General features: G+C 61.8%; 16 protein-coding genes. 7 read left to right on the top strand and 9 right to left on the bottom strand.

Translation table 11 applies throughout. The features are described from left to right. Positions 1-7 precede the first annotated feature (7 nt). From ureG to ureE, 3 genes are read right to left on the bottom strand one after another with little or no spacing between them, the layout of a single operon-like run. The gene (gene ureG, locus BMX59_RS10540; RefSeq protein ID WP_071491647.1) at positions 8-622 is read right to left on the bottom strand and encodes an urease accessory protein UreG; all 615 of its coding nucleotides are present in this window, start codon (positions 620-622) and stop codon (positions 8-10) included. 12 nt (positions 623-634) lie between these two features. Continuing rightward, a complete protein-coding gene (locus tag BMX59_RS10535) occupies positions 635-1,309 on the bottom strand; it encodes an urease accessory protein UreF (protein ID WP_093121268.1) in 675 nt (224 codons plus the stop codon). Further along, positions 1,306-1,806: an urease accessory protein UreE gene (gene ureE, locus BMX59_RS10530; protein WP_093121267.1), complete on the bottom strand. Its 501-nt coding sequence runs from the start codon at positions 1,804-1,806 to the stop codon at positions 1,306-1,308. Before ureE ends, BMX59_RS10535 begins: the two co-directional genes overlap by 4 nt. A gap of 276 nt (positions 1,807-2,082) precedes the next feature. On the opposite strand from ureE, the gene BMX59_RS10525 reads away from it, so the two are divergent. Next, positions 2,083-2,580: a C40 family peptidase gene (locus tag BMX59_RS10525; protein ID WP_093121266.1), complete on the top strand. Its 498-nt coding sequence runs from the start codon at positions 2,083-2,085 to the stop codon at positions 2,578-2,580. A gap of 5 nt (positions 2,581-2,585) precedes the next feature. Here the strand turns inward: BMX59_RS10525 and BMX59_RS10520 are convergent, their stop codons facing one another. Beyond that, a complete protein-coding gene (locus BMX59_RS10520; RefSeq protein ID WP_058423535.1) occupies positions 2,586-3,218 on the bottom strand; it encodes a TetR family transcriptional regulator in 633 nt (210 codons plus the stop codon). 151 nt (positions 3,219-3,369) lie between these two features. Beyond that, positions 3,370-3,822, bottom strand: coding sequence for a hypothetical protein (locus tag BMX59_RS10515; protein WP_071491643.1), 453 nt, complete (start codon positions 3,820-3,822; stop codon positions 3,370-3,372). A gap of 358 nt (positions 3,823-4,180) precedes the next feature. Here BMX59_RS10515 and BMX59_RS10510 point away from each other — a divergent pair, with 358 nt between their 5' ends. Further along, complete coding sequence (locus tag BMX59_RS10510) at positions 4,181-6,250, top strand: AsmA family protein (RefSeq protein WP_093121265.1); 2,070 nt, start codon at positions 4,181-4,183, stop codon at positions 6,248-6,250. Positions 6,251-6,368: 118 nt separating this feature from the next. On the opposite strand, the gene BMX59_RS10505 is transcribed toward BMX59_RS10510, so the two are convergent. Beyond that, the gene (locus tag BMX59_RS10505; RefSeq protein ID WP_028615542.1) at positions 6,369-6,899 is read right to left on the bottom strand and encodes a ferritin-like domain-containing protein; all 531 of its coding nucleotides are present in this window, start codon (positions 6,897-6,899) and stop codon (positions 6,369-6,371) included. A 171-nt stretch (positions 6,900-7,070) separates the two neighbouring features. On the opposite strand from BMX59_RS10505, the gene BMX59_RS10500 reads away from it, so the two are divergent. Next, entirely contained in the window at positions 7,071-7,961 is an 891-nt protein-coding gene (locus BMX59_RS10500; protein WP_071491641.1) for an esterase/lipase family protein, read from the top strand. Here the strand turns inward: BMX59_RS10500 and BMX59_RS10495 are convergent. Continuing rightward, the gene (locus BMX59_RS10495; protein WP_071491640.1) at positions 7,958-8,827 is read right to left on the bottom strand and encodes a DMT family transporter; all 870 of its coding nucleotides are present in this window, start codon (positions 8,825-8,827) and stop codon (positions 7,958-7,960) included. The two genes, BMX59_RS10500 and BMX59_RS10495, sit on opposite strands and share 4 nt — an antisense overlap. Before the next feature lie 97 nt (positions 8,828-8,924). Here BMX59_RS10495 and BMX59_RS10490 point away from each other — a divergent pair, with 97 nt between their 5' ends. The 3 genes from BMX59_RS10490 (at position 8,925) to BMX59_RS10480 (ending at position 11,305) form a co-directional block, all read left to right on the top strand. Further along, positions 8,925-9,713: an AraC family transcriptional regulator gene (locus BMX59_RS10490; RefSeq protein ID WP_093121927.1), complete on the top strand. Its 789-nt coding sequence runs from the start codon at positions 8,925-8,927 to the stop codon at positions 9,711-9,713. A 71-nt stretch (positions 9,714-9,784) separates the two neighbouring features. Beyond that, a complete protein-coding gene (locus BMX59_RS10485; RefSeq protein ID WP_003171425.1) occupies positions 9,785-10,084 on the top strand; it encodes a PsiF family protein in 300 nt (99 codons plus the stop codon). 207 nt (positions 10,085-10,291) lie between these two features. Continuing rightward, positions 10,292-11,305: an AI-2E family transporter gene (locus BMX59_RS10480; protein WP_027607720.1), complete on the top strand. Its 1,014-nt coding sequence runs from the start codon at positions 10,292-10,294 to the stop codon at positions 11,303-11,305. Positions 11,306-11,429: 124 nt separating this feature from the next. Here BMX59_RS10480 and BMX59_RS10475 read toward each other — a convergent pair whose 3' ends face one another. Then, positions 11,430-12,698 carry an Hsp70 family protein gene (locus BMX59_RS10475; protein ID WP_093121264.1) on the bottom strand — a complete coding sequence of 423 codons (1,269 nt, stop codon included), beginning with the start codon at positions 12,696-12,698 and terminating at the stop codon, positions 11,430-11,432. 238 nt (positions 12,699-12,936) lie between these two features. Here BMX59_RS10475 and BMX59_RS10470 point away from each other — a divergent pair, with 238 nt between their 5' ends. Next, the gene (locus BMX59_RS10470; protein WP_092246658.1) at positions 12,937-13,863 is read left to right on the top strand and encodes a DnaJ C-terminal domain-containing protein; all 927 of its coding nucleotides are present in this window, start codon (positions 12,937-12,939) and stop codon (positions 13,861-13,863) included. A 23-nt stretch (positions 13,864-13,886) separates the two neighbouring features. Here the strand turns inward: BMX59_RS10470 and BMX59_RS10465 are convergent. Then, a partial coding sequence (locus BMX59_RS10465; RefSeq protein ID WP_093121263.1) for an NEL-type E3 ubiquitin ligase domain-containing protein occupies positions 13,887-19,853 on the bottom strand: 5,967 nt, incomplete at its 5' end.

The following is a 19,853-nucleotide window of genomic DNA, read 5'->3' as shown; positions in this document are numbered from 1 at the left end:
GGGTTGATCAGGCGGCGGTCAGCAGGCCTTGGCGTTCGATGAAGGCGACGATGTCATCCAGGCCGACGCCGGTTTTCTGGTTGCTGAACACAAAGGGTTTACCGTTGCGCATGCGGGTGGTGTCGCTGTTCATCAGCTCCAGCGAGGCACCGACCAGCGGGGCCAGGTCGATCTTGTTGATCACCAGCAGGTCGGACTTGCAGATGCCCGGCCCACCCTTGCGTGGCAGCTTGTCGCCGGCGGACACGTCGATCACGTAGATGGTCAGGTCCGACAGTTCCGGGCTGAACGTAGCCGACAGGTTGTCGCCGCCGGATTCCACCAGGATCAGGTCAAGGCCGGGGAAGCGGCGATTGAGCTGGTCCACGGCTTCCAGGTTGATTGAGGCGTCTTCGCGGATCGCCGTATGCGGGCAGCCGCCGGTTTCCACGCCGATGATGCGTTCCGGCGCCAGGGCCTGGTTGCGCACCAGGAAGTCGGCGTCTTCGCGGGTGTAGATGTCGTTGGTGACCACCGCCAAGTTGTAGCGATCGCGCAGCGCCAGGCACAGGGCCAGGGTCAGGGCGGTCTTGCCGGAGCCCACCGGGCCGCCGATGCCGACGCGTAGAGGTTGTGCGTTCATGTGTGTTGTCTCCTAGGAACGGAACAGGCGGCTGTACTGGCGCTCGTGGGCCATGCACGCCAGGGACAGGCCAAACGCGGCGCTGCCGAGATGATCAGGGTCGATGTGGCTGGCGTCCTGCTGGGCTTGTTGCAACAGCGGCAGCAGTTCGCTGGTCAGGCGTTGGGCGGCTTGCTGGCCCAGCGGCAGGGTTTTCATCAGCACCGCCAATTGGTTTTCCAGCCAGCTCCACAGCCATGCGGCGAGGGCATCGGCGGGGGTGATGTGCCAGGCGCGGGCGGCCAGGGCCCAGCCCAGGGCGAGGTGAGGTTCGGTGCACTGTTGAAGAAAGGTGCGGGCCGCGTCGTCCAACTCGGGCAGGCCATTGAGCAGTTGTTGCAGGGAGTAGCCCATCTGCCGGCTTTCCTGATACAGCTCGCGTGTCTCACGGCTGGCGCGGTGTTCCTCACACAACTGTGCCAGGCGCGACCAATCCGCCGCCTGGGCGGCCTGGCAATGGGCGAGCAGCAACGGTGCCTCGAAACGCGCGAGGTTGAGCAGCAACTGGTCGCTGATCCAGCAGCGTGCACTGGCCGCATCGTTGACGCGACCGTTCTCGACGGCCATTTCCAGGCCTTGTGAATAGCTGTATCCGCCAATCGGCAATTGCGGACTGGCCAGACGCAGCAGCGCCCAGGCTGGGTTCATAGACGCACGCCGAACTGATGCAGCTTGGGCGGGTAATTGAAGTCTTCATCGCCATGGCGCGAATGATGATGGCCGCCGCCATAGGCACCATGCTCCGGTTGAAACGGCGCTTCGATGGTTTGCGTTTGCGCACCCAACTGTTCGAGCATGGCCTTGAGCACGTAGTCGTCGAGCAGGCGCAACCAGCCGTCACCTACTTGTAACGCGACGTGGCGATTGCCCAGGTGATAGGCCGCACGGGTCAGTTCGAATGCACTGCTGCAGGTCACGTGTAAGAGTTGTTCAGGCCGCGCGCGCACACGTACGACGCGTCCGTCTTCAGCCTGCAGGAATTCGCCATCGTGCAACGGAGGCTGGCCGCGCTCCAGAAAAAGGCCTACGTCTTCACCGTCGGCACTGAAACAGCGCAGGCGGCTTTTGCTGCGAGCTTCGAAGTTCAGCAGCAACTCGGCGGCCCAGAGGGCTTGGGGGGCGATTCGGCGGTGGATCACCAGCATCAGGAAGCTTCCAGCTATGAGCGATGCAACAGCTAGAGCAAGGGGCTTGCCAACCTCACTGGGGTGTAGGAAATGCCTGTAGGTGTGTGGGTGGCGCCACTAAATAGGGCGAAAAAAACTCGGCTGGATTGCGCCAAAATGGTGCGAAGTATTGCCTGTTGCACTGTGATGGGTGTTTTCAGATTTTCCCTACAGGGTCAAAGGAAATGGCGTTCATCAGGTTACCTGCGAGATCTTTAGTCTGTGCGCCGTGTTTAATCCACTGCGACGTTCATCATGTTCAAATCACTTTGTTACCTGTTTATAGTCAGCCTGACTTTCATCCTGTCTTCGGCCTCCGCCAATCTGCAGCCTAATGCCTCTTTCTCCACTTCACTGAAAGAAGCATCCATCGATGACGTGATCGACCGCGCCCACGAACTGCTGGGCACGCCGTACAAATGGGGCGGCACCTCGGCGGACCAGGGCTTCGATTGCAGCAGTTTCCTGGTCTATCTGTTCAAGACCCGAGCCAATATCCAGCTACCCCGTACGACGGTCGCGATGCACCGCTCCACGGCCCCGACCATCAAGCGCAATGCCCTCAAGCCCGGCGATGCGGTGTTTTTCAAGGGTAACGGGCGCGGCCAGGTCAGCCATGTGGGCCTTTACATCGGCGAGGGCAAATTTATTCATTCGCCGCGTACCGGCAAGAGCATCCGCATCGATTCGTTGAGCAACAACTACTGGAACAGGAACTACACCACGGCCAAGCGCTTCCACTCAGCGGGATGATGGCGTTACTCGGTGCTGCCCAGGCCTTGCCAGTGTTTCAAACCGATAAAGATAAAGCGCAATTGCTGGGTGATTTTTGCCTGGGGCGTGAGGTGGTCAGGCAGGGCCTGGGCCGGCGGGTCGATGATATCGGGCAGGGTAGCGAATACACTTTTAACGATCAGGTCGGCCATCACGTGCAAACCTTCGGCATCCAGATGCTGCAGCTTGGGCATCAGCGTCAGGTCGGCTGCCAGGTCACGGGTGATGTCTTCGCGCAAGGCGCCGATCGCTTGGCGCACCGCCAGGCAGCCACCGTATTGTTCACGGGCCAGGAACAGGAATTGCGAACGGTTGGCCGAGACCACATCCAGGAAGATCCGCACGGAGGCATCGATAATGCCGCCCATCACGAACTCGTTGTGGCGCACCAGGCGGATCGTGGCGCGGAAGGTCTGGCCCACTTCGCTGACCAGGACGAGCCCAAGCTGGTCCATATCGGCAAAATGGCGGTAGAAACCGGTGGGCACGATGCCGGCCGTCTTCGCCACTTCGCGCAGGCTCAGGCTGCCAAACCCACGGCCACACTCCATCAGATGGCGGGCTGCGTCCATCAGGGCGAGGCGTGTCTGTTGCTTCTGTTCGGCGCGGGGCAGCATTGGCGAGCGGGCTTTGTCGGCAAGTACAGCGACGCACTCTAGCAAAACAGTTCTGTTGGCGTCGAACTTGGCAGGGGAAGGGCGTGACGCGATCTACAGGAAAGCAAAAGCCCGATCGACAGATCGGGCTTTTTTTTCGGCCACCACGGGGTTAGCTCTGTGCTTGATGCAGTTCTTGCAGACGGTCAGCACCGCCTTCGGCAATACCCTGGGTGTAGGCACGTTCATTGGCTTGTTCAGCACCACCTTCAACCAGGCCTTTCTGTTCAAGGCGATCACGGCCACCTTCGGCAACAGCATTGCGTTCCAGCAGGCGATCGGCGCCACCTTCAACCAGACCTTTCTGTTCCAGGCGGTTGCGACCGTTTTCGGTCAGGCCTTCGGTGTAGGCGCGTTTGTTGGCTTGTTCAGAGCCATTCTCAGCAACGGCGCCTTTGGCGTAGTCACGGTTCTCTTCTTCTTGCGAACCGCTGCGAGCGACGGTCTGGCTGAAATGAGCGGCGTCGGCTTTGACTTGTGGGGTGGCCTGTTCGGCGGCTGGCAGGGCAAAGGCACTGGAAGCCAGGATGGATAACAGGACGGTAGCGAGTACTTGGCGTTTCATGATGGGTTGCTCCTTGGGAGGGCGATAAAGTGGGTACAGGGCTAATGCTACTCTCGATAAGTCGATATAAAAGTTCATAAACACAATGGTAATAATCAACAGAATTGATTGTTCTGGTCAGAGGCTCTAGGACGGGCCTCTCAAGCACGCGGTTTTGCACCGGTGTGGGTATTTTCGACACGCGCATGGGTAACAATGGTGCGGTGGCGCAGGTGGAATCTGTCGAGTCGGTCAGGAAATGAGCTTTTTCCTGGCAAATCGGCGATTGGGTTAAACCCCGGTGCGGTTTGCCAGTCGTAGTCCTATAAGCTGTCCTTAAAGGCTGTTATCGGCCAGTCGTATTCAGGAGTCCTGTGCAATGACGCGCACGCGTAGAATCGCCGCTTGGAGCTGCGCCAGCTTCGTTCTGTTAATCGCCATAGTGGTATTGGTCCTGGTGTTCTTTGATTGGAACCGCATCAAGCCCCCCCTCAATGCCAAGGTCTCCGAAGAATTGCATCGACCGTTTGCTATCAATGGCAACCTGGCGGTGGTGTGGGCGCGCGAACCCGATGAAGGCGGCTGGCGCGCCTGGGTGCCGTGGCCCCATGTGATTGCCGAAGACCTGACCCTGGGCAACCCCGACTGGTCGAAAAACCCGCAGATGGTCACCCTCAAGAAGGTGGAACTGCGCATTTCGCCCCTGGCGTTGCTGGTGCAGCGTGTAGTGATCCCGCGCATCGACCTCACTGAGCCCAGCGCGCAATTGCAGCGCCTGGCCGACGGTCGCGCCAACTGGACCTTCACGTTCGACCCCAAGGACCCCAACGCCGAGCCCTCCAACTGGGTGGTGGATATCGGCGCCATCGGCTTCGACAAAGGCCACGTGACCCTTGACGACCAGACCCTCAAGACTCAACTGGATGTGATCATCGATCCGTTGGGCAAGCCCATTCCCTTCGGTGAAATCGTCGGCGACGCGGATGCCAGGAAGGCACTGGAAAAAGGCTCCGCGCCACAGGATTACGCGTTCGGCCTCAAGGTCAAAGGCCAGTACCACGGCCAGAAACTCGACGGCAGCGGCAAGATCGGCGGCCTGCTGGCCTTGCAGGACGCGGCCAAGCCGTTCCCTCTGCAAGCCCAGGTCAAGATTGCCGACACCAGCATCGCCCTGGCCGGCACCCTTACCGACCCACTGAATCTGGGCGCCCTCGACCTGCGCCTGAAACTCGCCGGTTCCAGCCTGGGCAACCTGTATCCGCTGACCGGCGTGACCCTGCCGGATTCACCGGCCTATTCCACCGATGGCCACCTGATCGCCAAGCTGCACGAGCCCACCGGTGCCTCGTTTAGCTATGAAAACTTCAACGGCAAGATCGGCAACAGCGACATCCACGGCAGCCTCGCCTACATCGCCAGCGAGCCACGGCCCAAGCTCAGTGGCACGCTGGTGTCCAACCAACTGCTGATGACCGACCTCGCGCCCCTGATCGGCGCCGACTCCAATGCCAAGCAAAAAGCCCGTGGCGGCGACAGCAAACAACCGGCGACCAAAGTGCTGCCGGTGGAAGAATTCCGCACCGAGCGCTGGCGCGTGATGGATGCCGATGTGGAATTCACCGGCAAACGCATCGTGCACAGTGCCGATCTGCCGTTCACCGACCTCTATACCCACCTGGTACTCACTGATGGCGAACTGAGCCTGGAACCCCTGCGTTTTGGCGTGGCCGGCGGCAAGCTGGATGCGCAGATTCGCCTGAATGGCCGCACCACGCCGATGGAGGGTCGCGCCAAACTCACCGCGCGCAACTTCAAGCTCAAACAACTGTTCCCGACCTTCGAACCGATGAAGACCAGCTTCGGTGAACTCAATGGCGATGCCGATATTTCCGGGCGCGGCAACTCGGTGGCGGCACTGCTGGGCACCTCCAACGGTGACCTGAAGATGCTCATCAACGACGGCGCGATCAGCCGTGGCCTGATGGAAATCGCCGGGCTCAACGTGGGTAACTACGTGGTCGGCCGCCTGTTCGGCGACAAAGAAGTGAAGATCAACTGCGCCGCGGCGGACTTCGGCATCAAGACCGGCCTGGCGACCACACGTCTGTTCGTGTTCGATACCGAGAACGCTATCGTCTACATCGATGGCACCGCGAACATGGCTACGGAGCAATTGGATCTCACCATTACGCCGGAATCGAAAGGCTTCCGCCTGTTCTCCCTGCGTTCACCGCTGTATGTGAACGGGCCGTTCATCAAGCCGAATGCGGGTGTGAAGGCCATTCCGTTGGCACTGCGTGGCGCAGGCATGGTGGCGCTTGGGGTCATCGCCGGACCGGCTGCCGGGTTGCTGGCGCTGGTTGCCCCCAGTGGCGGGGAACCGAACGAGTGCGCGCCGCTGCTGCAACAGATGAAAGAAGGCAAGGCGCCAAAAACCGTGAAAGGCTAATTGCAAATGTGGGAGGGGGCTTGCCCCCGATGGCGGCATATCAGTCGATATCTCAATTGACTGATCCACCGCTATCGGGGGCAAGCCCCCTCCCACATGGGTATTGCGTTCTGCTGGGTTACAGGCTTTCGAGAATATCCGCCATGTCGTCGGCATGCTCTTCTTCCTGCGCGAGGATCTCTTCGAACAGGCGGCGGGTGGTTGGGTCCTTATCACCGATGTACTGGATGATTTCGCGGTAGCTGTCCACGGCAATCCGTTCGGCGACCAGGTCTTCGTAGACCATTTCCTTGAGGTTATTGCCCGCTACATATTGCGCATGGGAGTTCTTCGACAGCAGGTCCGGGTTGAACTCCGGCTCGCCGCCCAACTGCACGATGCGTTCGGCGAGTTTGTCGGCGTGTTCGGCTTCCTGGGTGGCGTGTTCGAGAAACTCTTGTGCAGCGACGGCGGCCTTGATGCCGCTGGCCATGAAGTAATGACGCTTGTAGCGCAACACGCAGACCAACTCGGTGGCCAGCGACGCGTTGAGCAGGCGGATGATTTCTTCGCGGTCGGCGTCATAGCCCTCGGTCACGGCACCGTTTTCGACGTTCTGGCGGGCGCGGCTGCGCAGGGTCGCAACGTCAGTCAAGTTTGCTTCGGTCATCTCTATCTCCTGGGGCTAATCCGGTTTTGCGCCACGCTCTGCCGGCGTGATCGCTCCAAGTTGTGAGTCCTGGGGGAAGCAAAAAGTTTTATTGGATTTACCGGCAACGTCACAAGCCCGACTTGAGGCTGCGCTAGGCTGGATGCATCGGATTGAGAGGATGCCCGGTTCATGCCGCAGTCGTTGGCCACGCGTTACCCCCTGGTGTTGGTACCCGGTATGCTCGGTTTCGTGCGCCTGGGCTGGTTCCCGTACTGGTACGGCATCGTCCCGGCATTGCGGGCGGGCGGGGCGCAGGTGTTTCCCGTGCAGGTGGCGCCGCTGGATTCCAGCGAGGTGCGTGGCGAGCAACTGTTGCTGCAGATCGAACGCATTCGCCGCGAAACCGGTGCCGACAAGGTCAACCTGATCGGCCACAGCCAGGGCTCGCTCACTGCGCGGTATGCGGCGGCCAAGCGCCCTGAGTGGGTCGCCTCGGTGACCTCCGTGGCAGGCCCCAATCATGGCTCGGAGCTGGCGGACCATATCCACCTGCATTACCCCGCTGACGGCGTGAAGGGCCGAATCATGAGCGCGCTGTTTCACCTGGCCGCCTGGGTGATGGGCGTGCTGGAAACCGGCTATCGCGGGCCACGCTTCAAAGCGGACCTGCAGGCGTCCCATCACTCCCTGACCAGTGCCGGCGTGGCGTTGTTCAACCAGCAATACCCGCAGGGGTTGCCGCAGACCTGGGGCGGGCAGGGTGCTGAAGAGGTCAACGGCGTGCGCTATTACTCGTGGTCCGGCACCTTGCAGCCGGGCATCACTGACCGTGGCCGCAACCTGTTCGACGGCACGAACCGCAGTTGCCGTTTGTTCGCCCGCAGCTTCGTGCGGGAAAAGGGCCAGTGCGACGGCATGGTCGGGCGCTATAGCTCACACCTGGGGTTGGTGATCGGTGATGACTACGCGCTGGACCACTTCGATATCGTCAACCAGTCCCTGGGCCTGGTGGGCAAGGGCGCGGAGCCGATCCGGCTGTTTGTCGAGCATGCCCGGCGCTTGAAGGCGGCCGGGGTTTAACGCACCGGCGTGGTCCAGCGCTCCGACAAGATCACCCCGCCCAAGGTCAGCAGGCCGCCCACCAGGTGGTACGGCGCCAGTTCTTCTTTCAACACCACGGCGGCGATCAGCGCGGTGATCAACGGCAGCAGGTTGAAAAACAACGTGGTGCGGCTCGGGCCCAGGGTCTTCACCGAGTGCATCCACGCCAGCGGTGCCAGCATCGAAGCCAACAGGCATGCATACAACACCAGCGGAATGTTGGCCCAGCCCAGGCCGGCCTTGGCCGAGAACAGGAACAGCGGAAACAGCACCACCACCGCCACCAGCACCTGCAGATACAGCAGCACCAGCGGGGGCAGGCGCAGTTGCCATTTTTTCAGCAGGGTGCTGTAGACCGCATAGGCCAGGGTGGCGACCAGCATCATGCCGTCACCCAGGTTGACCCCATGTTGCAGCAGTGCGCCGAGGCTGCCGGCGGACACCACCACGACCACGCCGGCGAATGACAGCACCGCACCGGTCAGCGCACCGTAGGTCAGGCGTTGGCCGAGGCTGATGATCGCCGCCGCCAGCGCCATCAACGGCATCAGGGAGAGGATGATGCCCATGTTGGTCGCCGTGGTGAGCGACGCGGCGTAGTAGGCCAGGCTCTGGTACACCGCCATGCCCAGCACACCAAGGATGAACACTTTGCCCAGGTTCGGGCGGATCTGCGCCCAGTGGGCAATCACCGGCTTGAGCATGAATGGCGTAAACAGCAGTGCCGCCAGCAGCCAGCGATAGAAGCCAATCTCCGCCGGGAAGATCGAACCCACGGCCAGTTTGTTGACGACGGTGTTGCCGGCCCAGATAAAAATGGCCAGCAAGGGATAAGCGTATTGCATCGAAAGGAGCCCGGTGTATAGATGAGGCAGGATTATCCATTGTCTGGATCGAAGCCTATACTGCGATCCAGACAACCCACCGTTGTATCCAGACAACATGGCCAAGCACAACGTACGCCTCCAGACTTTCCCACAACTGCCGAGCCCGGTGTATTTCCGCTACTCGGATTTCGCCCCCGACACCGAGTGCACGCCGCACCAGCATTTCTGGGGTTCGCTGGATTACTCTGCCAGTGGCGTGATGCGCATGGAAGTGGCCGGCAGCCGCTTCATGTCACCGCCGCAGTACGCCGTGTGGGTGCCGCCGCATACCGAGCACAGTTCCTATAACGCCGAAGCAATTGTCTACCACTCGGTGGGGCTGGCCCCGGAACTCTGCGAGCAATTGCCCCGGCAGCCGTGCACCCTGGCCATCAGCGATATCCTCAAGGCCATTCTCAGTGACTTCGCCCAGCGCGACGTGAACATGCCGCAGACCGAGTCCGACGTCCGCCTGGCCCAGGTGCTGGTGGACCAACTCAAGCAGGCGCCGATCCACGAGTGCTTCCTGCCCTACGCCCGTCACCCAGGGCTGCTCGGCGTACTGGAAGGCATGCAGGCCGATCCCGGCGACAACCGGCCGCTGGCGCACTGGGCCGAACAGGTGCACGTGAGCGAGCGCACCCTGGCACGTCAGTTCATACGGGAGCTGGGCATGAGCTTCGGCGAATGGCGCCAGCGCCTGCGCTACCTGGCCGCCATCGAGGCCCTCGACAGCGAGCGCAGCGTGCAACATGTGGCGTTTGACCTGGGCTACAGCACCGCCTCGGCGTTTATCGCCATGTTCCAGCGCCAGGCGGGATGTACCCCCGAGCAGTACCGGCGTGCCCATATTCGTAGTCGGTGAAGATGTAACAGGCTTTGACTACACTGCTCGGTAGGCCGTGCCCGTCGGCGCGGTAACAGGGAGAAAACTCCATGAAGATGCTGCGTATTCCGCTGTTGATGATGGGCTTGCTGTTGTGTTCCCAAGGCTTTGCCGCCACCGCCCAGCAAAACAAAATGACCACCTGCAACGCCGAAGCCACCACCAAGACGCTCAAGGGCGACGAGCGCAAGGCGTTCATGAAGACCTGCCTGTCCGCTCCGGCGGCCAATGATGCCAAGACCCTGACACCGCAGCAGCAGAAGATGAAGGATTGCAATGCGTCGGCGAAGACCAAGGCGCTGGCCGGGGATGCGCGTAAAACCTTTATGAGCACCTGTCTCAAAGGCTGATCGCTCTTTCGCGAACGCCGCAGATCAACGGTGGGAGCCGGGCTTGCCCGCCATACAGGCGCCTGGGTCTGTCTGGTACACCGCGGCGAGGCCATCGCGGGCAAGCCCGGCTCCCACACTTGATCGCCTTCACAACCGACCCACTCGCTTGATTCCCTCAAGGCTGGCAGACTGCCCATCCTTTAACGCCGTTCGTTTTGAGGCTGTATGCCAACGTTTTCTCAGCGTCACGTGCTATTGCTGGCCAGCTACATCATCATTTTTGGCGGGTTGCTGCTGGTGCTGCCGCTCAAATTGCTGCCCAGCCTGCTGGCCGGCCTGTTGGTCTATGAACTGGTCAACATGCTCACCCCTCAACTGCAACGGCTGATCGAAGGTCGGCGCGCGCGCTGGCTGGCAGTAGCGTTGCTGGGCACCCTGATCGTCAGCGTGCTGGCGCTGATCTTTGCCGGCGCCATCAGCTTCCTGCTCCACGAAGCGGAAAACCCCGGGGCGTCCCTCGATAAATTCATGGGTGTGGTCGACCGCGCGCGCGGCCAGTTGCCGCCGTTCCTCGACGCCTACCTGCCCGCCAGCGCTGCCGAGTTCCGTGTGGCCATCGGTGACTGGCTGAGCAAGCACCTCAGCGAACTGCAACTGGTGGGCAAAGACGCCGCCCACATGTTCGTCACCTTGCTGATCGGCATGGTGCTCGGCGCGATCATCGCCCTGCAGCGCGTGCCCGACCTGACCAAACGCAAACCCCTGGCCGCCGCGCTGTTCGACCGCCTGCACCTGCTGGTCCAGGCGTTTCGCAACATTGTCTTCGCCCAGATCAAGATCGCCGCGCTCAACACCGCCTTCACCGCCGTGTTCCTCGCCGTGGTACTGCCGCTGTGTGGCATCCACCTACCGCTGACCAAGACCCTGATCGTGCTGACCTTCCTGCTCGGCCTGCTGCCGGTGATCGGCAACCTGATGTCCAACACCCTGATCACCATCGTCGCGCTGTCGCTGTCGATCTGGGTGGCGGTGGCGGCGTTGGGTTACCTGATCGTGATCCACAAGGTCGAGTACTTCCTCAACGCGCGGATCGTGGGCGGGCAGATCAGTGCCAAGTCGTGGGAGTTGCTGTTGGCGATGCTGGTGTTTGAGGCCGCGTTTGGCTTGCCGGGGGTGGTCGCAGGGCCGATTTACTACGCGTATTTGAAGAGTGAGCTGAAGCTCGGTGGGATGGTTTAGGCCTTGTATTGGCCGGTCTGGCCCATCGGGGGCAAGCCCCCTCCCACATTTTGATCTGTGAACACATTCAAAGGTGGGAGGGGGCTTGCCCCCGATGGGCGCGACGCAGCGTTTCAGATAAAACTCAGCTGCCGTAGCGCTTGCTGGCCTCAATCGCCAAGCCGCTGCCAATACTGCCGAAGATATTGCCTTCCACATGCCGCGCATTCGGCAGCATCGCCGAAATGCTGTGGCGCAGTGCCGGAATCCCGCTGGAACCGCCGGTAAAGAACACTGTGTCTACCTGTGCCACGCTCACCGACGCATCGTTGAGCAACTGCGTGACGCTGTTGCGCACGCGCTCCAGCAAACCGTCGATGGCCGATTCAAATAGCGTCCGGCTCAGCTCCACGCTCAACCCTGGCTCAACCCGGTCCAGCAGCACGTGGCGGCTGTCGTCGTGGGTCAGCTGGATCTTGGTTTCTTCCACTTCCATGGCCAGCCAGTGCCCGGCGCGCTGTTCGATCAGCTTGAACAGGCGGTCGATGCCACCGGTGTCTTCGATGTCGTAGCGCATGCTGCCCAGGGCCAGCTGGGATTTTTGCGAGTACACCGAGTTGATGGTGTGCCAGGTGGCCAGGTTCATGTGGTGGCTGGTGGGCATGTAGGCGCCGCTTTTCATGCGGCTGCCGTAGCCGAACAGCGGCATCATGCCGTTCAGCGAGAGCTGTTTGTCGAAGTCGGTACCGCCGATGTGCACGCCGCCGGTGGCGAGGATGTCGCTCTGGCGGTTGTCGTTGTGGCGACGGTCCGGCGACAGGCGCACCAGGGAGAAGTCGGACGTACCGCCGCCGATGTCGACGATCAGCACCAATTCTTCTTTCTCGATGGTGGACTCGTAGTCAAACGCCGCCGCAATCGGCTCGTACTGGAACGAGATGTCCTTGAAGCCGATCTTGCGTGCCACGTCGACCAGGGTGTTCTCGGCTTCCTGGTCGGCCATCGGGTCGTCATCGACGAAAAACACCGGGCGACCCAGCACCACTTCTTCGAACTCGCGCCCGGCGTTGGCTTCGGCGCGGCCCTTGAGTTGGCCGATAAACAGCGCCAGCAGGTCGGTGAACGGCATTGCGGTGCCGAGCACGCTGGTATCGTGCTTGATCAGCTTGGAACCCAGCAGGCTCTTGAGCGAGCGCATCAGCCGGCCTTCGTAGTTTTCCAGGTATTCGTGCAGGGCCAGGCGACCGTACACCGGGCGGCGCTCCTCGAAGTTGAAGAACACCACCGACGGCAACGTGATCTTGTCGTCCTCCAGCGCGATGAGCGTCTCCTCGCCGGGGCGGATCCAGCCGACGGTGGAGTTGGACGTGCCAAAGTCGATGCCGCAGGCACGGGCTGGGGATGGGTTTTTCATGTCTATCGGGTTCCGGTTGAAAAACGGCCGCGCAGTGTATGCCAGTCGAAGGCGGATGCGTAGGCCGACTATCCGCTAAATCGTGCTTGAAAGTTGGGTATTCGCCCCCACATCTGATGCATACGGCAAGTGCCGATAACACTTTGACGCATCCCCAGGCCACATCACTCAACAAGTGCAATGCAGCGCACGTTGTGCCCCGGGCTGTGCGATCTCGATTAAGGATGGTGAACCGCCGATGGATTTCAAAGACTATTACAAGATATTGGGCGTAGAGCCGACGGCCGACGATAAGGAAATCAAGGCGGCCTATCGCAAGCTCGCACGCAAATATCACCCCGACGTGAGCAAGGAAAAAGACGCCGAAGCCAAGTTCAAGGACGCGTCCGAAGCCTATGAGGCGCTCAAGAGTGCCGACAAGCGCGCCGAATACGACGAGCTGCGCAAATACGGCCAGCATGGCCAACCGTTCCAGGGACCACCGGGTTGGCAGAGCCGCGGCGGTGGTGGCGGCGAGGATTTCTCGGACTTCTTCAGCTCGATCTTCGGCTCCCGTGGCGACGCCTTTGGTGGCGGCCAACGCCGTCCTGCCGGGCGTAAAGGCCAGGACGTGGAGATGCAGCTGTCGGTGTTCCTCGAGGAGACGCTGTCCACCGAATCCAAGCAGATCAGCTTCCAGGTGCCGCAGTACGACGCCTCGGGCCGGCATGTCAGCAACACCACCAAGAGCCTGAACGTGAAGATTCCCGCCGGCGTGACCGACGGCGAGCGCATCCGGCTCAAGGGCCAGGGCGCGCCGGGCATTGGCGGCGGGGCCAATGGCGACCTGTACCTGATCATCAAGTTCGCGCCACACCCCAGGTTTGAAGTGGATGGCGAAAACCTGATCATCAACCTGCCGCTGGCGCCGTGGGAATTGGCGCTGGGTACGGAAGTGGCGGTGCCGACGCTGACCGGCAAGATCAACCTCAAGGTCCCCGCCAACAGCCAGAACGGCCAGCGCATGCGTGCCAAGGGCCACGGCCTGCTGAACAAGGCCGGGCAACGTGGCTACCTGTTCGTGCAGCTCAAGGCCGTGATGCCCAAGTCGGACGATGAGGCGGTCAAGGCCTTGTGGCAGGAGCTGGCGCAAAAAGCGGCGTTCAACCCCCGCGAGCACTTCTGAGGGGCTGAACGCCAGGGCGGCCGTTATTGCGGGCGGCGCCCCGTCACACCCCGTGAGGGGCCGGGTTGCTGGTGATCGCCGCCGTGCGGTGTCAGCTCGGCCACCTCCCGGCGTGACAGCTCCAGCAGCTTGAGGTTACGTTCGGTGGCCTGCTCGATTTCCAGCCGGTTCAAGGCCTCGAGGTAGGCGTCATCAAAGTCTTCGTGTGCATCTTCCAAGGCGTTCTGCCGTGCGTCGGCATTGCGTTTGAGGGTGGCGAACTCATCGGCATACCGCTGCTTGAGGTAGTCCACCCAGTAGTCCCGGCTGATCAAGTCCTCGTAAAACACCTCACTGCGTTCCGCGTCGAGAATATTGTGGCGCGCGTTGGCCAGTTCAGTGCCAGTGATTGGCCGGCTGAACCGCATGTAGCGGGGTTGCCCAGGCAGCTCCAACTGGTCCGGCCACCCCCTGGCCAGGCCGATGCGGTACGACAAGCGCACTTCCGCCACGTCCGAGTGTGGAACCAGCGCCCTGTCGGCCTCGACTTCGGCTCTGCCCAGCCGGAACAACTGCCGGGACAGGTTCAACAGCGCTGCACCTCTTAGATCCAGCCGCGCCGCATCGACGTTGAGCAACGCGTTGTGCTCGTAGACCCTGACTTCCAGCCCGCTGAAAGTCAGGATGCGGCCATCGACGCAGGTGCCGTGGGTATGGGACATGGCGAACAACGCCTGGCGCAGTTCGGTGTTATCGGCGGCTGCTTCCAGCACGTTGCGCACCCGCTGCGACAGGTCGGCGCGAGCCGCGCCGAATTCCGTGGTGTCCTGCAACCGTTCGAGCAAGTGAAAAAACGCCTGGTGATCCGGTTCAGCCTGCAGTTGTGTCCAGATCTCCCGCAGCCTGCCTTGTTCAGGAAGGGGCAGGTCGTCTATCCAGGGCACCGGTTGTTCAGGTAGGGCGGGTTGCGCTGGGAGCTCTTCGTCGGGTTGTTCAGGGAAGATTTCATCGGGCTCTGGTGATGACGGGAGCCCATCGTCCAACATTGTCTGGATGTCCCGCCGTGACAGGCCCAGCGCCGAGTTGTGCCCTGTGCGGTCCATATACTCGATAAGCGCCGTCAGGCTGTCGTGGGACAGGGGGTTGTCTGAGATATCGGTGCCCTGCATCAAGGTGTCGTGGCTGCCATCCAGTGCTTCGGTCGGGATTGAACGGATGTCATTGGAACTCAGGTCGAGTGCGCGCAGATTACCGGCTTCCAATGTACCGGCCGGCCAATCCGTGAGGCGGTTACCGTTCAGGTTCAACACCTCGAGGGGCGAGCCAGGCTCGAGACTGAAAAACTCCATCAGGTTGTCGCTCAAGTCCAGCCGTTGCAGATGTGGCCAGTCATCCAGGTCGACCGCCAACTCATCGTCGATTCGGTTGTATGACAGATCCAACTCCCGCAACTCAGGCATTTCTGCGAGTGCCCTGGGCAAGCCCTGCAACTCATTGCCGGTCAGGCGCAATGTGCGCAGGTTGGAAAAGCCTGCGAGGAAACCGTTGGAGCCTTGTTGGGCGAACAGGAGGCCGCTCAGGTCCAAATGTTGCACATGGGTAAAGTCCGCCATTACCGTCGGCAGGTTGTCCAGTTGCAAGCCGTTGAAACTCAGGGTCTGGCCTGCCGCGTCTGCCGCCAGGCCCTGGCGCCAGCACGTGACGATACGTTGCGCGGCCTGGTTGCGGCGGCTAGCCAAGGTCCCGTCGCTGGCAGGGGAGCCCCGCGTGTACAGCCAGCCATTGAGCTGGCGTGTCAGGGTGTGCAGGGCCTCATTCCAAACGTCGATCAGAGCGTGCAAGTGCGCGTCACTGGCGCCGCCTGCGCGCAGGCGTGCCAGCCATTGCTGCAATGCCTGTTCGTTCATCGCGGGTTGCAAGCGCTGCAGGCGTTGCGGCAGCGGCAGGTCGGGTCCGACTGCGGGCAGGTCGAGCAGGTGGCGGGCCAATGAGCCGCCGCTTTCGGCCTCGGGGAAAACGTTGGCGGACGGTTCTTCATAGGCAAAACGTTCCAGGGCTCCGGCGGGCAGGCCCCGGGCGGTTTCGACCCGCTGTCGGGCCGTGGCCAGCGCGCGTTCGGAGGCCTGACTCAACGGTGTTCCGGCCACGTTGGTATTGAGCAGCAACTCGTCCCTGGCCAGGATAGCCTCTGGCAACACCGTAATGCGGGTGTTGCGCAGGTTCAGCGAGGTCAGTTGCGCCAAGTCCTCGATACCGGTCGGCACCTGCTGCAGGTTCGTTTCTCGCAGGTTCAGGGTGCGGAGCCGGGGCAAGTGATCGACTTCTAGCCTTGTCAGGGGGTTGCCTTGCAGCGAGAGGTGTTCCAGCGCGGGGAAGTCCTGGAGCTCGGAGGGAGCGGCGGCCAGGTCGCAATAATTCAGTTCGAGAGTGCGTACCTGAGTGAACGCCTGTATGAAATGACTGATCTGCTCCATGGGTGCACGCAGGTTCATCAGGCGCAAAGCGGTGGTCTGGGGGAAGCTGTTGGCCGGCAGATCGGGCAAGCTCGAGGGTCTTAAACCGCGTAGGTCTACCTCCAGAAATGAGTTCGGCCGCACGCGCAGCGGGTCAGCCGCCGCGTAGAGGTTGAGCACCCCGCGACTCCATTGCACCCTCAGGTAACCGTCCATCCGCCGTTGGTTCACGTGTTCAACCTCGTGCGGAGAACGCAACCACTCGTTCAGTCGGCGGTCGATTTGACTGTACTGTTCGCTCAACGCCTCAATTGCTTCGAATCGGGCGCGATGACCTGCCCAGCGCTCGGTAAAACCGTTGATCAACACCTGCGAGTCCCCTGCCGGTGCCGTCAGGCGCGTCAGTTCTCCGACACAATAACTGCGCACCATTTCCTCAAGGTCGATCAGGTGATCCGCTCGGTTGCTCAGCCGGGTATAGAGCGCCCTGAAACCGTCGCGCGACAGTCCCGACCAGTTCAGCGAGAGGCCAGCCAGCAAGCGGTCGTGGCCTTCCAGCAGTTCGGCCGGAAAACTGTCGATGCTCGTGCCGCGCAGGTTCAGGCGCTCAAGCTGGGGCAGGTCCTGCACGCCAATCGGCCAGTCGGTCACCAGGAAGCCGGATATTTCCAACTGGCGTAGCCGCGTCAGGCGGCTGACATCCAGCCGGGGAAACACGCTGTTGCTGGCAATGCTCAGCTCCTCCAACTGGCTGAGCTCGCCCAGGGTGTTGGTGTTTTCGGCCGAGAGCGGTGAAAAGAGCCGCAACCTCGTCAGTCTTGACCAGTGTGTCAATGTCTCGAGTTGATTGATGCTCCGCGGGCCGGCGACGAAGATATGCAGGCGTTCCACGCTGGGGAACAAGCCAGGCAATTGCTCCAGCGGTTGGCCGTGGGTGACCAACACGCGCACATGGGAAAAATCCGCCGTCAACGGCGGCAATGGGGCGTCGCTGGTGAGTTCAAGTCGCGCGGCTGTCTGCACGTCATTGGCCAGTGGCGCACTTCGCCAACTGGTCCTGAGGTTTTCGGCGGTGGTACTGCGCAGCATGGCTTCCGGTGAAGTGGGCGGCGGCGTTGCCACCCACTGCGCCAATGTTGCCTCCAGGATTTCCCATTCACGCCCACGCGCCTGCAGCAGCCCGTAGATCTGTGCGTCGGTTTGCCCGGCGCGGCGTTGCTGGAGGATAAAGCCGTTGGCCTGCTCGTCGCTCAAGTCGGGGTACAGATCCTGCACACGCGTCACCAGGGACGGGTCCATGCCGGCACCACGACCGCTGGCGTAGTAGCCGGCCTGATTGACGCGAATACGTACCGGTGGCTTGAACCGCGTCGCCTCGCCACGGGCCTGGCCCAGCCACTGTGGTGCCAGGTGGCTGTGCTCGACCGCACTGCGAATGATGCTGTGCTGCAACTCGGCCTGCTGGCCCACATGGGGAACGCCCAACGCCTGGCGCGCTTCGTCGGGCAGGGCATGCAGCACCGACGCGTAGAAGTTGTCGCCATACCTGGGCAGGCTGTTGAGGGCTTCGCCATGCTCGTCGAACGCCTGGTAGACCGGACCTTTCTTGACCAGGAATTTGCGTTGCATCGCGTCCTGGTTGCCGATGGCGTCGATCAGTCGGCCACCCACGTGTTCATCGCGGATTTCCAGGCGCACCGCGTCCGACCAGCCAGTCAGTTTCTGCAATGCGTGCAGGGCCAGGCGCTTGCTGTCGGTGGTCGCTATGTGATCCGTGTACAGTCCGGCATAGGCGCGGGCCTGGCGCCCTTGTCGTGCATACCAGCGGCCTTCTTCGAGCAAGGCCAGCGGCACTTTGCCGGTGCTCTCCAGGCGCTCGAGGGCTTCGGCACTGGCGTGGGCAAGAATGTCTTGCGCTGCAGGCTTGCTCAACCCCGGACAGGCTTTTCGCAATTGCGTGATGCGCAGGTCAACGGGTTTGGGGCCTTCATAGAGACTGTCGAAAATCGCTGATCGACGGGTCTGCGCAAAGTCGGCGATCTGTTTTCTGAGCTCCACCGGCCTGGCCTCCCGCACCCGTGCCGCCTCACCGCCGAGCAGGCTGGTGATCTCGTCCTCGTCCAGGGCCGCCAGGATACGTGCCGGCAACTCGCTGCTCAGCACCTCGGCGCGGCTCATGCGGATGGGCGTCCTGGCACGGACACCGGTGTACAAGCGCTCGGCACCGTACTGCACGGACTTTCCCGTCAGACCCTGACCGTCAAAAACCTCCAGCACACGACCCGTCGGCCAGCGGGGCAACTCAGTGATCAGCGGCAGGATATACAGATAACGTTCATCCACTGCCGTGCCGGTCTGCACTTGGCTGATCACGTCTTCGACGCCCCTGTCGGCTTCAAACAGGCGCATGGCATCCGTCAACTCGGGCGGCGGCGGCTGGTTGTCCAGGTGGGCCTTGCGCAGGGTGTTATCGTTGACGCCGCTGACTTCGGCGATCTTCAACAGTTGCTCGTCGGAGTATTGCTCGGTCGCGTGGCCCAGCCGGCGCAGCAGGGTCAGCCGGTCCCAGGCCAGTGGACGTTCCAGGGTATGGCGCCAGGCCCCTTGCCCGTTGTGCCGTAGCAGAGGCTGATACGCATCGGGATCGCTGGGGTGCTGGAGGCGCCATTCGCCAGGTGTTGTACCTTGGCTGATTTCGTAGTGTTTACCGTCCTGGCGGATATAGGTTTTGCCGTTGACCGCATAGCGTCCCTGGGAATCGGGGCTGGCATCGGGTGGCAGCTTGACCGGCGTTTCATAGGGTTTCAGGTCGGCTTTCCACAAGCGGGTTTTTCCATTGGGCAGGGTAACGGGTTGCAACCCCTCGACCACCGGTTCGGCCGGTACCGCCGTCAGTTTGGCCAGGCCTTTGCCTGCGCCCACCATGGCGGCCAGCAGCACCACGTTCTGTACCACATCCAACCAGTGGGCCTTGGCTGCCTTGCGATCGCCTTCCTCCCACTCCACCACGCCTTCGAAGGCTTCATACAGCAGTTGGCTGGCCATCACCCCCATCATGACCTCGCCCAGCCCGGGTACGAACATCGACACGCCGGTCAACAGCAGCATGCCGATATTGAGCAGCTGGGCCAGTTTGCGTGAGCGTACGCTTGCATCCACGTCTGCGGTGGGCACGGCGTGGGCGCGGGCGTCGGCATACAGCTTGGCGCGGTGTTGCTCGTAGAGGTAGTTCCACAGGTCGAAGTCGTCCGGCCAGAAAAGGCCGGTGTGCACCGGCGGCGTGACGATCGGGTTCAGGAAGGGGTCTTGGTTGGGCACCTGCCTGGGCGCGGGGGGTGGAGGTAGAGTGTTGACTTTATTGAAGATGTAAAAGGGGTCGGTTGCTTGGCGTAGCTGATCCAGCAGAGGCGCAAAGGGGGCCAGCTCCTGGACGAAGGTGGTCTCTGGGGCGTTCTCGGTGAACTGGCTGAAATAGTCCGCGCGGTCGGCGTAGTTGACGAACTGGCTGAAGAACCGCTGATAAGCGGTGGGGCCTTCGCGCTCGGCGGGCGGGGTGTC

Source organism: Pseudomonas sp. NFR09, assembly GCF_900111535.1.
In the GTDB taxonomy this organism is placed as follows: domain Bacteria; phylum Pseudomonadota; class Gammaproteobacteria; order Pseudomonadales; family Pseudomonadaceae; genus Aquipseudomonas; species Aquipseudomonas extremorientalis.
Note: the sequence above shows the minus strand (reverse complement) of the source record. Positions and strands in the feature narration are given on the sequence as shown.

Excerpts from the sequence above, each read along its gene's own strand:
- ureG (WP_071491647.1), bottom strand. The coding sequence starts at position 622 with ATGAACGCACAACCTCTACGCGTCGGCATCGGCGGCCCGGTGGGCTCC.
- BMX59_RS10535 (WP_093121268.1), bottom strand. The coding sequence starts at position 1,309 with ATGAACCCAGCCTGGGCGCTGCTGCGTCTGGCCAGTCCGCAATTGCCG.
- ureE (WP_093121267.1), bottom strand. The coding sequence starts at position 1,806 with ATGCTGGTGATCCACCGCCGAATCGCCCCCCAAGCCCTCTGGGCCGCC.
- BMX59_RS10525 (WP_093121266.1), top strand. The coding sequence starts at position 2,083 with ATGTTCAAATCACTTTGTTACCTGTTTATAGTCAGCCTGACTTTCATC.
- BMX59_RS10520 (WP_058423535.1), bottom strand. The coding sequence starts at position 3,218 with ATGCTGCCCCGCGCCGAACAGAAGCAACAGACACGCCTCGCCCTGATG.
- BMX59_RS10515 (WP_071491643.1), bottom strand. The coding sequence starts at position 3,822 with ATGAAACGCCAAGTACTCGCTACCGTCCTGTTATCCATCCTGGCTTCC.
- BMX59_RS10510 (WP_093121265.1), top strand. The coding sequence starts at position 4,181 with ATGACGCGCACGCGTAGAATCGCCGCTTGGAGCTGCGCCAGCTTCGTT.
- BMX59_RS10505 (WP_028615542.1), bottom strand. The coding sequence starts at position 6,899 with ATGACCGAAGCAAACTTGACTGACGTTGCGACCCTGCGCAGCCGCGCC.
- BMX59_RS10500 (WP_071491641.1), top strand. The coding sequence starts at position 7,071 with ATGCCGCAGTCGTTGGCCACGCGTTACCCCCTGGTGTTGGTACCCGGT.
- BMX59_RS10495 (WP_071491640.1), bottom strand. The coding sequence starts at position 8,827 with ATGCAATACGCTTATCCCTTGCTGGCCATTTTTATCTGGGCCGGCAAC.
- BMX59_RS10490 (WP_093121927.1), top strand. The coding sequence starts at position 8,925 with ATGGCCAAGCACAACGTACGCCTCCAGACTTTCCCACAACTGCCGAGC.
- BMX59_RS10485 (WP_003171425.1), top strand. The coding sequence starts at position 9,785 with ATGAAGATGCTGCGTATTCCGCTGTTGATGATGGGCTTGCTGTTGTGT.
- BMX59_RS10480 (WP_027607720.1), top strand. The coding sequence starts at position 10,292 with ATGCCAACGTTTTCTCAGCGTCACGTGCTATTGCTGGCCAGCTACATC.
- BMX59_RS10475 (WP_093121264.1), bottom strand. The coding sequence starts at position 12,698 with ATGAAAAACCCATCCCCAGCCCGTGCCTGCGGCATCGACTTTGGCACG.
- BMX59_RS10470 (WP_092246658.1), top strand. The coding sequence starts at position 12,937 with ATGGATTTCAAAGACTATTACAAGATATTGGGCGTAGAGCCGACGGCC.